At 71.6% G+C, this 14,193-nt stretch carries 9 protein-coding genes; 4 read left to right on the forward strand and 5 right to left on the reverse strand.

Annotation, left to right across the window (positions count from 1 at the left end):
- Window positions 1-27: 27 nt before the first annotated feature.
- On the reverse strand, window positions 28-399 hold the full coding sequence (locus ACWH4W_RS15600) for a PIN domain-containing protein (protein WP_473076328.1): 372 nt from the start codon (window positions 397-399) through the stop codon (window positions 28-30).
- Between the two features lie 102 nt (window positions 400-501).
- Here ACWH4W_RS15600 and ACWH4W_RS15605 point away from each other — a divergent pair, with 102 nt between their 5' ends.
- A complete protein-coding gene (locus ACWH4W_RS15605) occupies window positions 502-1,521 on the forward strand; it encodes a hypothetical protein (RefSeq protein WP_473076329.1) in 1,020 nt (339 codons plus the stop codon).
- A gap of 214 nt (window positions 1,522-1,735) precedes the next feature.
- A complete protein-coding gene (locus tag ACWH4W_RS15610) occupies window positions 1,736-2,845 on the forward strand; it encodes a PLL family lectin (RefSeq protein WP_473076330.1) in 1,110 nt (369 codons plus the stop codon).
- Between the two features lie 30 nt (window positions 2,846-2,875).
- Here the strand turns inward: ACWH4W_RS15610 and ACWH4W_RS15615 are convergent, their stop codons facing one another.
- Window positions 2,876-3,964: an LCP family protein gene (locus tag ACWH4W_RS15615; protein ID WP_473076331.1), complete on the reverse strand. Its 1,089-nt coding sequence runs from the start codon at window positions 3,962-3,964 to the stop codon at window positions 2,876-2,878.
- A 387-nt stretch (window positions 3,965-4,351) separates the two neighbouring features.
- Between ACWH4W_RS15615 and ACWH4W_RS15620 the strand changes: the two genes are divergently transcribed.
- Window positions 4,352-8,182 carry a bifunctional glycosyltransferase/CDP-glycerol:glycerophosphate glycerophosphotransferase gene (locus tag ACWH4W_RS15620; protein ID WP_473076332.1) on the forward strand — a complete coding sequence of 1,277 codons (3,831 nt, stop codon included), beginning with the start codon at window positions 4,352-4,354 and terminating at the stop codon, window positions 8,180-8,182.
- Window positions 8,183-8,244: 62 nt separating this feature from the next.
- Here ACWH4W_RS15620 and ACWH4W_RS15625 read toward each other — a convergent pair whose 3' ends face one another.
- Window positions 8,245-9,144: an endonuclease/exonuclease/phosphatase family protein gene (locus ACWH4W_RS15625; RefSeq protein ID WP_473076333.1), complete on the reverse strand. Its 900-nt coding sequence runs from the start codon at window positions 9,142-9,144 to the stop codon at window positions 8,245-8,247.
- 59 nt (window positions 9,145-9,203) lie between these two features.
- On the opposite strand from ACWH4W_RS15625, the gene ACWH4W_RS15630 reads away from it, so the two are divergent.
- Window positions 9,204-10,694, forward strand: a complete 1,491-nt coding sequence (locus ACWH4W_RS15630) for a hypothetical protein (RefSeq protein WP_473076334.1) — start codon at window positions 9,204-9,206, stop codon at window positions 10,692-10,694.
- A gap of 67 nt (window positions 10,695-10,761) precedes the next feature.
- On the opposite strand, the gene ACWH4W_RS15635 is transcribed toward ACWH4W_RS15630, so the two are convergent.
- A complete protein-coding gene (locus ACWH4W_RS15635; protein WP_473076335.1) occupies window positions 10,762-12,891 on the reverse strand; it encodes a 3-hydroxyacyl-CoA dehydrogenase NAD-binding domain-containing protein in 2,130 nt (709 codons plus the stop codon).
- Window positions 12,888-14,105 (reverse strand): thiolase family protein, encoded by a 1,218-nt coding sequence (locus ACWH4W_RS15640; protein WP_471588724.1) that lies wholly within the window; start codon window positions 14,103-14,105, stop codon window positions 12,888-12,890. The genes ACWH4W_RS15635 and ACWH4W_RS15640 overlap by 4 nt, the downstream gene beginning before the upstream one ends.
- Window positions 14,106-14,193: the final 88 nt, after the last annotated feature.

A 14,193-nucleotide genomic window follows, 5' to 3' on the forward strand; every position in this document is an offset into this window, starting at 1 on the left:
GCCCGGCGCCGAGGACGGCCGCACCTCTCAGCGGGGCACCGAGCGCGGCCCGGTGACGTCGGCGCCCAGCGCCGTCACCCGGCGGCGCAGCTCACGGTCGGCGGTGACGACGAGGACCGGACGCCCGCCCGCCGCCGCCACGAGGTCCACCATCCGGTCGTCCCCGCTGCCGGGAGCCGGGTCCACCCGCACGCCGGGCACGGACTCCACGCCCCGGGCGGCGCCCTCCACCACGAGGACGATCTCCACCGGGCCCGGGAGACCGGGCAGCCCGTCGGCCGCCAGCCGGTCCCGCAGCCGCTCCGCCGCCCCCCGGCGGTCCCGCCACCACCCGTCGGGCACCGACCCGACGACGTTCGCGGCGTCGACGATCACGAGCGGGGAACCGGCCTCTTTCATAGGGGCAGGGTCCCACGCACGCCCGGGCGGTCCCCCGCGGGGGAGGCCGTACGGCGGGATCCCCGCGCCCGCGGCGCGGACCGCGGTGCGTAAGGTGAACAGGTGAACGGCGACTGGCTTCTCCGCGGCCGCGACGGCCGCCTCACCGTCTATCTGCATTCGGACGACGCCGTCCTGTGCCGCGCGGAACTCGCCCCCGGCGGCCCCTGGGAGCCCTTCCGCCGGGCCGGCGGCGACCTGGGGCTCCGGCAGGGACCCGCGGCCGTGGGACAGGGCGCCGACGGGTACGCCCACCTGGCCGCCTGGCGGCCGGCCGGGCCGGGGGAGTCCCGTCTGGTGCACTCCACCCACTTCCGCCCGCTGCTCGCCCCGCTCGACTGGTCCCCGGTCGGCCATCCCAACGGCCGCGGCGACCGCACGGGCACGCCCGCCGTGGCCGTCGACGACCGCAGGCGCGCGTACGTCTTCGTGCGCAACGCGGGCGGCGGGGTCAGCCTCCTGGTGCAGAAGGAGCGGGGCGGCTGGTACCCGTGGCGGGACCTCAGGGGATCCGGTGTCCAGGACCAGATCGCCGCCGCCGTCCGGGATTCCGGCCTGGTCGAGGTGTACGCGGCCACGCCCGACCGGATCCTGCACTGGCGTCAGGAGGAGCCCGGCAGGACGCCCACGCGGGACGAGACGGCCGAGGCGGCCGCCCGCCCCGGCACCCTGCGCGCGCTGCGCACGTCCGCCGAGCGGACCACCCTCTTCTTCACCGACCAGGACGGCGAGTTGTGCGCCTGGCGCCCCGGCGGCAAGCCGGTGCCGCTGCTCCGGGCGGCGGGTCCCGGCCCGGTCGCGGCCGTGCGCTGCGAGATCGACGGGCACGACTGCACGGTGCTCGCCCAGCGCTCGGCGAGCGGCCGGGTGGCGTTCGCCGCGTACCCCACGGAGCAGGAGCAGGCGGGCGCCTGGTGGACCGAGTCCGGCCCGCCCCTCCCGTCCGGCGCGCTGGTCGGCCTGGCCGTCGACGCCCTCGGCACCCTCGTCGCCGCCGCCCTCGACCCCGCCACCGCCACCCTCCGCGTCACCCGGCGCAAGGAGGAGCCGGGGCTGGCGTTGGAGGGGTGGCGGGAGGTCTGAGCGGGCCGGGGACGAGATGCCGGGGAGGGCCGGCTGGACGGCTTCGTCCCTCCGTGGACGGGCCCGTCCGCCCGTGGACGCCACGCGCCGGAGGTGCGAAGGCGGAGCCGTCGGACGCGGCACGCGCCACCGGTGAACAGCGCACCTATGATGGGCAGGATCCCACGGTTCCGTGTCGGTGATGCGGCGGGCTGCAGGAAGGTTTCACCAGACGATGGGGAAGAGGCCGGCACGTCCCACGGGCACTCCCGTCGAGGGCGGGCGCAAGGACGCGGAGCACCCCGGGCCCGCCGTCGGAGCGGCTCAGGGGAACTGGCTCACCCGGGGCAAGGACGGGAAGCTGACGCTGTACGCGCCGGCCCCGGACGGCCTCGTGCGCTGGTCGGAGAGGACCGTCGGCGGCCCTGACTGGACCGGCCCGCACGTCGTGCCGGTGCCCGGCCTCACGCGTCTCACGGTGCTCCAGGGAGCCGACGCCTACGTGCACTTCCTCGGCCGCAGGGAACGGGCCGGCGCCGACGGCGCACGGAGCGTCGACCTCGTGCACGCCGTGCAGTACCAGACCGGACTCGCCATCACCGACTGGCGCTCCCTCGGCAACCCGCACCCGGAGTCCGTGCCCGTCGAACCGGCCGGGGCCGTGGCACGGGACGGCAGCGTGCACGTCTTCGTCCCCGGCGACCGGGGCGGACTGAAGCTCCGGCGCGAGACGCCGAACGGCACCTGGCGGGCCTGGGAGCACCTGCCCGGCGGCGCGGTCCACGGTCCGCCCGCGGCGATCGCGCTGACCGACGGACGGATCGAGGTGTGCGCCGCCACGGAGACGGGCGTGCTGGTCTGGCGGCAGTCCGGGCCCGGCGGCGACTTCACCGGTCCCCGCGCCTTCTCCCTGCGTCCCGCGCCGGGCACGGTCGCGGCTCTGGAGACGGGCCCCGGCCGTGCCACGTTCTTCTGGACGGACACCGAGACCGACGGCGCCGTGGCCTGGCGGGCCGGCGACTGGCCGGCCGCTCTGGGGGGCACTCCGGCCGAGCGCCCGTACGCGGTGCTCCGCACCTCGCTGGACGGCTACGACTGCACCGTCCTCGCCTACCGCGGCCGTGGCGGGGCGGTCGTGCTCGGCATGGGCGGGACCGAGAACGAGACCGACGGGTTCTGGTGGTACGAGCTGGCCGAGACCTGCCAGGGCGCCCCGGCCCTGGCGCTGGACGGACGGGGCCGTGTGGTGATGGCCCTGATCGACGCCGACGGCAGGCCGCGGGTCGCCCGGCAGGGCGACGGCGACGGCCTCGCGCTCACCCGGTGGACCACGCTCGGGAGCTGAACGGGCGCGCCCCCGCGGCGCCGTGGCGGGTCAGCCGCCCGTGGCGGGCGACTTCTTCGCGGACTCGGGAATGTCCGAGTCGGTGCGCACCGCTTCCCACAACTGGCCGGCCTGGGGCTGAGCGGCCACCACCCGGTTCGGGTCGGCCTTGTCGTACGCCACCGGGAGCATGACCGTCTCCATGGTGGAGGGGTCGACCCCGTTCATGCTGCGCGCGAACTCGGCCAGGGCGGTCAGCGAGGCCAGTTCGGAGTCGGTGGTCAGCGCCGAGGTCAGTGTGTCGGCGATCTCGTACGTCCTGGTGGGGCTGCCGAACAGGTCCTGCCGCTTCACCTCGGACAGCAGGGCGATCATGAACTGCTGCTGAAGACCTATGCGGCCCAGGTCGCTGCCGTCGCCGACGCCGTGCCGGGTGCGCACGAACGCCAGGGACTGGGTGCCGTCCAGCTTGTGGGTGCCGGCGCTCAGGTCCAGGCCGCTGGACTCGTCCTTGATGGGTTCGTCGACGGTCACGGTCACACCGCCGATCGCGTCGACCAGCCCCTTGAAACCGGCGAAGTCGATCTCCATGTAGTGGTCCATGCGGACGCCGGACATCTTCTCGACCGTCTTCACCACGCAGGCCGGGCCGGCCGTGGAGTAGACCGAGTTGAACATGACGCGGTCGGCGGCGGGGAGCACCGAGCCGTCCGGCTTGGCGCATTCCGGGCGCGTGACGAGCGTGTCACGCGGGATGCTCACGGCGACGGCCTCGCGCCGCCCTTCGGGGATGTGCACGACCAGCGCGGTGTCCGACCGGGCCCCCGGCACGCTGCCGGTGCCCAGATCGGCGTTCTTGCCGGCGCGCGAGTCCGAGCCGAGCACCAGCAGGTTCTGCCCGGAGGTCGGCAGCTTCTCCGGACGGTCCTGACCCAGGGCCTCGTCCAGGTCCAGGCCCGTGATGTTGCCGTTCAGGCCGCTGTACAGCCAGTACCCGGTGCCGCCCACCGCGAGCAGCAGCAGCACCAGCGACAGCAGGACGATGCGGCCCCAGCGGCGCCGGGGCCGCCCGGACCCGCGGCGTCCGCCACCGCCCTCCGGCTCGGCATGCCGAGGCTCCGTGGTGGTGCTGTGTGCCATGTGTGCGGTTCCTCTCCTCACGGGCTCCGCGCCGCGGAGCGGCAGGGCCCGGGTGGGGGGAGGACCGGTCCACTGATGCGATCACGTCAGGGGGAGAACTATAAGCAGCGGTTCCCGCTCCACCGCCAGTGGGGGACCAGCGCGTCAGGGCGTCGAGTGCATGGTGCATCAGTCTTGACCACCGTTAAGGGTGGCTTAATATGTGTGAAACCTGTGGCCCGTGTGCAGAAAAGTCCACGAGGCCGGGGGGTGTCGGAGCGGTGCGGCGGAGGTGTCGCCGTGAACCGCGCAACGGGGTGGGCGTCCAGCGCGGACCGTTGAAGTCCGGGGGACGAATTGTCTTGGCAGGAGTACGAGTTGGTGGTCCGACCGCGCCTGAGTGTCGTCGTGCCCTTTCAGGACGTCGAGGCCTATCTGGCCGAATGCCTGGAGTCCATCGCGCGCCAGTCGTTCCGCGACTTCGAGGTCGTCCTCGTCGACGACGGGTCCACGGACGGTTCGGTACGGATAGCCGGCGACTTCTGTGCGGCCGACCCCCGTTTCCGCCTCGTGCGCCAGCACGCCCACGGTCCGGGCCACGCGCGCAACGTGGGCCTGCGCAACACCCACCCCGCGTCGGAGTTCCTGGCCTTCGTGGACGGTGACGACGTCATCCCCGAGTACGCGTACGAGCTCCTGGTGCGCACGCTCGAGGAATCCGAGGCGGATTTCGTCTCGGGCAACGTGCAGATGATGAACTCCACCAAGAAGTGGCAGTCCCCCCTGCACAAGGGCCCGATGCAGAAGAGCCGCCGCGGCACGCACATCACGAGGTTCGACGCGCTGATCTACGACCGCACGGTCTGGAACAAGCTGTTCCGCCGCTCCTTCTGGGACGGCCACGCCATCGAGTTCCCCGAAGGCGTGATGTACGAGGACTCGTGGGTGAACATGTACGCCCACTTCGCCGCCAGGAAGGTCGACGTCATCTCGGACGTCGTCTACTTCTGGCGCCGCCGGGAGGGCGGCGCGGCCCCGTCCATCACGCAGCGGCACTCGGAACTGTCCAACCTGCGCGACCGGGTCGCGGCGGTGCGGTCCGTGAGCCGTTTCCTCGGCGCGCAGGACGCCAAGGCGTACGCGGAGAGCAAGCGGAAGTACGACTTCGCGTGCCTGAAGTCGGACCTCATGCTGCACCTGAAGGTGCTCCCGGACGCCGACGAGGAGTACCGCGACTCGTTCGTGCGGTGGGCCAACGAGTTCCTGGACGAGACCGATCTGACCATCATCGACGAGCTGCCCGCGGACGCCCGGGTCAAGTGGCTGCTGGTGCGCGAGCGGCGCCTGGCCGAGCTCCTCGAGGTCATCGAGTTCGAGCGCCGCGGTGGCCCCATGCCCGTGCAGCGGCGGTTCCGCCGCTACCTGAACTACCCCCACCTCGGCGACCGGGCGGTGGGTCTCGACAAGAAGGCCTACCGGCTGGACAAGGAGTTCTCCCTCCACGGTTCGCTGTCGGACGCCCGGTGGGACGACCGGTCCGACACGCTCGTCCTGGCGGGAACGGCCTACGTCCGGTTCATCAACGTGCACAAGAAGCACATGTCGGTGAAGGCCATCGCCCTGCGGAACAAGAAGCAGGGCCGCATGATGGTCACCCCGGCGAAGACGGTGTACGCGCCGCGCGCCACCGAGGACAGTATGCAGAATCGTTACTGCTACGACTGGGCCGGGTTCGAGTCGCGGATCGACACCACGCGTCTCAAGCGCAAGGGGCAGTGGGTCGAGGGCACCTGGGACGTGGCCGCCGGCGTCCTCAGCCGCGGACTGTTCCGGTACCGGGGCATCGACCGAGGGGGCGCGGGCTCCGCCGCCAACCCGCCCTACCGGTACGTCGACAAGAACACGAGGGTCCTCCCGGTCTTCGTCCAGGGCAAGCTCAAGCTCCGCGTCGAGGTCGTCCGCTGTCGCATCACGCAGCACCGTCTCGTCGGCGACGAGCTGGAGCTGCGCGGCGTCTACCTGGGCCCCAAGGTGCCGGAATGGGGCAAGTTCCGGGTCACCAGCCTGAACGGGGCCGGCCGGCACGACGCACGGGTGCGCTTCACCCCCGGCGGCGACGGATGGTGCACCTTCTCCACCAGGGTCCCGCTCCGCAGCCTCGTCCCGAAGTCCCGCGCGCACGCCGCGACGGACGCGGACGTGCCGCAGTCCTGGGGCATGGGCGGCAACGGATGGAAGACGACCTTCCACGTCGAGGGCCGCAAGATGACCATCTACCCGGTCATGGCGGAGGACGCGACGGACGGGCACTACCGGATGCCCGCGTCGCTCCAGACCGGGGAGGGCGACCGCGAGGTCGTCGTCCACCGCAACGGGTCCGGCTATCTCGTGCTCTTCGAACGCGCCACCCTCCCCCTCGCGACGCGGTGCGCGTGGCACGAGGACGGCTCCCTGGAGATCCGGGGCCGTTACCTGGCCGCCGACGGGCTGACCGAGGAGGAGTACCACGCCGCCCACCTGGTGGTCCGTTCGCGCGCACACGGGGCGGAGCGTGCCGTGCCGCTCAGCTGGGACGGCTACGAGTTCCGCTCCGTGCTGACGCCGGCCGCCATGCGGACCCTGGCAGGGGACATCCCGCTGGCGGCCGGACGGTGGGACTTCTTCCTGCGCCGCCAGGACCTGTCCGCCGTGGCGCGCGAGGACCGCCTCGAGGACCTGATGGTGAAGATCGACCAGGACCTCGTCAGGGCGTTCCCGCAGGAGTACGAGCGGAGCGAACGGCGCTACGAGATGCAGGCCGAGTCCTACGACCGGCTGTCGCTGCTCGTCCATTCGGCCATGCCCGACCACGCCCGCGGTCCCTACCGGCAGAAGCTGCTGCGCACGAAGGCCTACCCCGAGGCCCGCCGGAAGCCGGTGCGCGACGCCGTGCTGTTCGACGCTTTCAAGGGCACCCAGTACTCCGACAGCCCCCGGGCCCTGCACGAGGAGCTCGTGCGCCGCCGTGTCGGCCTCGAGCACCTGTGGGTGGTGCGCGACGACCAGGTGCAGGTGCCGCCCACGGCGACGCCCGTCCGGATGTGGTCGCCACAGTGGTACGAGGCGCTCGCCACCAGCCGGTACGTCGTCGCCAACAACCACCTCCCGGACTGGTTCAAGAAGCGGGACGGCCAGATCGTCGTACAGACCTGGCACGGCACGCCCCTGAAGAAGATCGGCCACGACATCGAGTCGATCCACTTCGCCGACCAGCGCTACCTGGAACGGGTGGAGAAGGAGGTGCAGAACTGGGACATGCTCGTGTCTCCCAACAGCTTCTCCACCCCGATCCTCAGGCGCGCCTTCGGCTTCCCCGGCGAGATGGTGGAGAGCGGCTACCCGCGCAACGACATCCTGCGCCGCCCCGGCACGGAGGCCCAGGAGCAGCAGATACGCCGCAGGATCGGACTGCCGGAGGGCAAGCGGATCGTGCTGTACGCGCCGACCTGGCGCGACGACCAGTTCTACGCGCCCGGCAAGTACAAGCTGGACTTCCGGATCGACCTGGAAGCGGCGCGTGCGCAACTCGGGTCCGACCACGTTCTGATGGTGCGCCGTCACCCCAACGTGGTGGACCCGGTGCCGGGCGCCGGTGACGGATTCGTCTTCGACGTCTCCGACTACCCGGACATGGCCGACCTTTCGCTGATCACCGACGTGATGATCACGGACTACTCCTCCCTGATGTTCGACTACGTCAACACGGGGCGGCCCATCCTCTTCTTCACCTACGACCTGGACCACTACCGCGACACCCTGCGCGGCTTCTACTTCGACTTCGAGACCGACGCCCCCGGCCCCCTCCTCCACACGTCGCAGGAACTGGTGGCGGCCGTCCGCGACATCGACCGCATCCAGGACCTCTACGCCGAGCGGTACGACCGGTTCCAGCGCGATTTCTGCGACCTGGACGACGGTTACGCCGCCGCACGGCTCGCGGACCGCATGCTCGTCGCGGGAGGAGACCTGCGGCAGGAGGCGGCGCGGGCGCCGGCGGTCGGCACCGTCGACGTGCGGCAGGCGGGACGTCCGATGACGCCCGTGCAGGGGAGCAGGTCGCAGTGGTTCACCGGCCGGCACCCGTCCACGGGTCTGGTCGGCGGGGTCCCCTCCCAGCCTTCCGCCGGGCAGCACACCGGGCCCCCGCAGCCGTCCATCCCGCCTGCCGACGACCGGAGCCGTCAAGGCGTGATCGTGTGACGCCGACGGCTCCGCCCGGCGCCGTTCCCGGCGGACCGGGCGGCGGTCGCCGCCGTGCCGTCTCAGCCGGTACGGGTGTCGACCCGGATCACCAGAGCCCGGTGGTCGGAGGCCCCCGTGTCGACCACCCGGCAGCCGGTGCGGGGCAGCCCGGTGAAGAGGTAGTCCAGCTTGTGCCGGGAGTCGTGGGTCGCCCGGGCCGGGCTGTCGTCGCACTCCCGGTGCGCGCCGTACGGACGCTCCGGCCAGACCCAGGAGTCCGGGTTGTGCTTCCCCGGCGGGTCCACATTGAGATCGCCGCCGTACACGGTCCGCCGCTCGGGCACCGCGTCCGCCAGCGCCCTCAGCTGACCGCCGCGGAAGTCCCGTTCCGCCGGCGCCCCGTCGCCGCCGTGCGGGGTGAGATGCGCGGTGCACACCGTGACCTCGTGCGCCGCGACGAACGCGCAGAGGATGCCGCGCTGCACTCCGGTGTCCGGCTGCGGCGCGGGCACCGTGCGCACGTCCGTCAGCGGATACGCCGACACGAGGGCGTACCCCGCGGCTCCTCGGCCGCCCGTCCCGCAGCGGACCGTGGACCGGCGCCCGTCGGACCCGCGCCACGTGTAGGCCCGGAACGCCGTGTGCCAGGACGGCCCGAGGGAGTCGCGCACCGCCTCCACGTCGGCCTCGCAGGTCTCCTGCAGAAGCAGTACCCGGGCCCCGGACTCGGTGACGAGGCGTTCCGTCCGTTCCCGCTTGGCGTCATGGCCGCCCGTGCCGGCGCAGTTCCACTGCCGCACTGCGCACATGTTCCAGGTCGCCACGGTGAGCGTGCCGGTCTCGGCGGGGGAGGGGACCGGTTCCGTCCCGGTCCGCGCGTGTGTCGCCACGGCGAGTCCTGCCAGGGCGAGAACCGGCACCAGGACGGCGAGCAGACGACGTCCCGGCGCGCGGACCGCGGAAACGGGACGTCGGAGCATCCGGCCATCATGACCGATCCGCCCACGACCAGCCAAAAACCCTGAGAGTGAGTCCGTACATGTCCAAGGCACCCACGACCGGGCGGCACCTGCTCAACGGGATCGAAGCCTCGGGGGCGTTCCCCGTGGAGTACCGGTTCGCCCATGCCAAGAACGGCAACAGGCACCTTGTCGTCGTCTTCGCCAACTTCTCCGCGCCCGACGACTACGGGTGGTCCAACGGCGTCTTCGACAACGTCCGCGCCAATGTCCTGTGGATCCGCGACCGGTTCGACGGGATGAACAGCTACTACCTGTGCAAGCAGATGGACTTCTCCCTGGAGCGGTCCGTCGCCACCCTGATCTTCAACGTCATGGAGGCGCTGTCACTGTCCCCGGCCGACGTCACCATGTGGGGCGGCTCCAAGGGCGGCAGCGCCGCCCTGTACTTCGGACTGCGCTACGGCTTCCGGAACATCGTCTCCATCGTGCCCCAGTTCCTCGTCGGCACGTACGTGAGCACCGTGCACCCGAAGGTCGCCGCCTACATGATGGGCGAAGGCGTGCCGCACGAGAACGTCCGCGCACTCGACGCCGTCCTGCCCGACCTGGTGCGGGCGGAGGCCAACCGGGACGCCAACATCTACCTGCTCTCCTCGCCCCAGGACGAGCAGTACCCCGTTCAGGTGGAGCCGTTCCTCGGACTGTTCCGGGACTACGGCAACTTCAACTTCCTGTTCAGCGAGTCCCCGTTCATCACCGATCACACCCAGGTCACCCGGCGCAACGTCCCCGCCCTCATGGGCATCGCCAACCTGCTGGCCGACGGGACACCCCCCCGTCTGGGGTTCGTGCGCAACGGCTACGAGGAGCCGGACCGGGACAGGTCCGCCATCGACGCGTACCTGGCCTCGACGTCCCAGCTGAAGGGGCGGGAGAGCTTTCAGCCGCCCCTGGTCCGTGCCCCCGCCTTCAACGAGGAGGTGCCGGTCTCCGCGGTGCGCCTCTCCGGCGTCGCCCCCGGTGCCGTCCGGGTGAGTCTGTGGGAGAACGGCAAGTTCCTGGCCTCGCCGTCCGTGGCCCCCGACGGCAGCTGGTCGTGGGAGCCGAACCGGCCCTGGAAGAAGGGCAGGCATCTGATCCGCTTGTTCTCCGTGGACGCACAGGGCTTCCACTCCGAGCGGACCGAGGCCTCCTTCGTCGCCGTCGACGCGCCCGTCATGCCGCGGAGCGGCGCACAGCCCGCGGGCGACGCGGCCGCGCCGGTGGTGACGGAACCGGGGGTGCACGAGCAGGTCAGGGACGCCCGCGTGGTGTTCAGGGGGTCCGCGCCGGGCGCGGCGCAGGTCGGCTTCCGCGAGAACGGCGTCGTCCTGGGCGGCGCGGTGGTGGCCCCGGACGGGACGTGGACCTGGGACTCCGGCTGGTCCTGGGGCGAGGGCGCCCACTTCGTCGACGTGTTCGCCGTGACCGCGAGCGGCGCGGAGTCGCCGGCCGCCCCGGTTCCCTTCACGGTCCTCGGGCTCTCGGCCGGCGCGGCCTCCCCCTTCTCCTACGACGGCGCCCGCTGAGGAGCCACGCATGAGGAAGGGGGCCCCCGCCCGCAGGCGGAGACCCCCTTCACCCCTCACCGCCGTGTCACGCCGGAACCGACGCCACCCCCGGCTCCAGGAACCGCTTGCCGTTCACCCGCTCGGAGACGCCCTCGCGGTCCAGGTACGGCGTGACGCCGCCCAGGTGGAAGGGCCAGCCGGCGCCGGTGATCAGGCACAGGTCGATGTCCTGGGCCTCGGCGACGACGCCCTCGTCGAGCATCAGGCCGATCTCCTGGGCCACCGCGTCCAGCACCCGCTCGCGGACCTGCTCCTCGGTGAGGACGGTGTCGCCCTGCTGCAGCAGCGCGGCGACCTCCGGGTCCAGCTCCGGCTTGCCGGAGTCGTAGACGTAGAAGCCGCGCTTGCCGGCTTCCACGACCGCCTTCAGGTTCGGGGAGACCGTGAAGCGGTCCGGGAACGCCTGGTGCAGGGTCTCGGAGACGTGCAGGCCGATGGCCGGGCCGACCAGCTCCAGCAGGACCAGCGGGGACATCGGCAGGCCGAGCGGCTCCACCGCCTTCTCCGCGACCTCGACGGGCGTGCCCTCGTCGATGACGTTCTGGATCTCGCCCATGAAGCGGGTCAGGATGCGGTTCACGACGAACGCCGGGGCGTCCTTCACCAGCACCGCGGTCTTCCGCAGCTTCTTGGCGACGCCGAACGCCGTGGCCAGCGCCGCGTCGTCGGTCTTCTCGCCGCGGACGATCTCAAGGAGCGGCAGGACCGCGACCGGGTTGAAGAAGTGGAAGCCGACGACCCGCTCGGGGTGCTTCAGCTTCGACGCCATCTCGGTCACCGACAGCGACGAGGTGTTGGTCGCGAGGATCGCGTGCGCCGGGGCGACCGCCTCGACCTCCGCGAACACCTGCTGCTTGACGCCCATCTCCTCGAAGACCGCCTCGATGACGAAGTCGGCGTCCGCGAAGCCCTCGGCCTTGTCCAGCACACCGGTGACCAGCGCCTTGAGGCGGTTGGCCTTGTCCTGGTTGATCCGGCCCTTGCCGAGCAGCTTGTCGATCTCGGCGTGGACGTAGCCGACGCCCTTGTCGATGCGCTCCTGGTCGATGTCGGTCAGCACGACCGGCACCTCGAGGCGGCGCAGGAACAGCAGCGCGAGCTGGGAGGCCATCAGACCGGCGCCGACGACGCCGACCTTGGTGACCGGGCGTGCCAGGTTCTTGTCCGGGGCGCCCGCGGGGCGCTTGCCGCGCTTCTGCACCAGGTTGAACGCGTAGATTCCGGCGCGCAGTTCGCCGCCCATGATCAGGTCGGCGAGCGCCTGGTCCTCGGCGTCGTAGCCCTTCTGCAGGTCGCCGTCCTTGGCGGCGGCGATGATGTCCAGGGCGCGGTAGGCGGCCGGGGCCGCGCCGTGCACCTTGGAGTCCGCGGCGGAGCGGCCCTTGGCGACGGCCTGGTCCCAGGCCTCGCCGCGGTCGATCGCCGGGCGCTCGACCGCGATCTCGCCCTTGAGGACGGACGCGGTCCAGATCAGCGACTGCTCCAGGAAGTCCGCGCCCTCGAACAGCGCGTCCGCGATGCCGAGTTCGTAGACCTGCACGCCCTTGAGCTGCTTGTTCTGGTTGAGGCTGTTCTCGATGATGACCGAGACGGCCTTCTCGGCGCCGATCAGGTTCGGCAGCAGGGTGCAGCCGCCCCAGCCGGGCACCAGGCCGAGGAAGACCTCGGGCAGGGAGAACGCGGGCAGCGCCGCGGACACCGTGCGGTAGGTGCAGTGCAGACCGATCTCCACGCCACCGCCCATGGCGGCGCCGTTGTAGTACGCGAAGGTCGGCACGGCCAGCTTCGACAGCCGCTTGAAGACGTCGTGGCCGCCCTTGCCGATGGCCAGCGCGTCCTCGTGGCGCTTCAGCAGCTCGACGCCCTTGAGGTCGGCGCCGACCGCGAAGATGAACGGCTTGCCGGTGACGCCGACGCCGACGATGTCGCCGTCCGCGGCCTCCTTCTCGACCTGGTCGATCGCGGCGTCCAGGTTCGCCAGCGACTGCGGGCCGAGCGTGGTCGGCTTGGTGTGGTCGTGACCGTTGTCCAGCGTGATCAGCGCGAACCGGCCCGCGCCCAGCGGCAGGTCGAAGTGGCGTACGTGCGCGCTGGTGACGACCTCGCCGGGGAACAGCTCGGCCGCACCCTTCAGAAGCTCTGCGGTGGTGCTCACTTGTCCCCCTCGAAGTGCGGGTTCTCCCAGATGACCGTCGCGCCCATGCCGAAGCCGACGCACATGGTGGTCAGGCCGTAGCGGACGTGCGGCTGCTCCTCGAACTGGCGGGCCAGCTGCGTCATCAGCCGGACGCCGGAGGAGGCCAGCGGGTGGCCGAACGCGATGGCGCCGCCGTACTGGTTGACGCGCTCGTCGTCGTCGGCGATGCCGTAGTGGTCCAGGAACGCGAGGACCTGGACGGCGAAGGCCTCGTTGATCTCGAACAGGCCGATGTCGGAGATGGACAGGCCCGCCTGGGCGAGCGCCTTCTCCGTGGCCGGGATCGGGCCGTAGCCCATGACCTCGGGCTCCACGCCGGCGAAGGCGTAGGCGACCAGGCGCATCTTGACCGGCAGGCCGTTCTCGCGGGCGAAGTCCTCGGAGGCGATGACGGAGGCGGTGGCGCCGTCGTTCAGACCGGCCGCGTTGCCGGCGGTGACCCGGCCGTGGACGCGGAACGGCGTCTTGAGGGTCGCCAGGTTCTCCAGCGTGGTGCCCGGACGCATCGGCTCGTCGGCGGTGACCAGGCCCCAGCCGGTCTCGCCGCCCTCGGGGTTGGTGCGGCGCACCGAGACCGGCACCAGGTCGGCCTGGATCTTGCCGTTGGCGTACGCCTTGGCGGCCTTCTCCTGGGAGCGGACCGCGTACTCGTCGGCGCGCACCTTGGTGATCTGCGGGTACCGGTCGTGCAGGTTCTCCGCGGTCATGCCCATGAACAGGGCGGACTCGTCGACCAGCTTCTCGGAGACGAACCGCGGGTTGGGGTCCACGCCCTCGCCCATCGGGTGGCGGCCCATGTGCTCGACACCGCCCGCGATGGCGACGTCGTACGCGCCGAAGGCGACGGAGCCGGCCACCGTGGTGACGGCGGTCAGCGCGCCGGCGCACATGCGGTCGATGGAGTAGCCCGGCACGGACTGCGGCAGGCCGGCGAGGATGCCCGCCGTGCGGCCGATGGTCAGGCCCTGGTCGCCGATCTGCGTGGTCGCGGCGATGGCGACCTCGTCGATCTTCTTCGGGTCGAGGCCCGGGTTGCGGCGCAGCAGCTCCCGGATCGCCTTGACGACCAGGTCGTCGGCGCGGGTCTCGTGGTAGATGCCCTTCGGGCCCGCCTTGCCGAACGGGGTACGGACGCCGTCGACGAAGACGACGTCCCTGACGGTACGAGGCACGATGGCTCTCCTCCAGGTACGGGATGCTGAGCGCTTGCTTACGCCCCATGCTACTTGCGGGTAACGTAACTGCCCACCCCCGTGGGCC

It is taken from the genome of Streptomyces sp. DSM 120436, assembly GCF_055778765.1.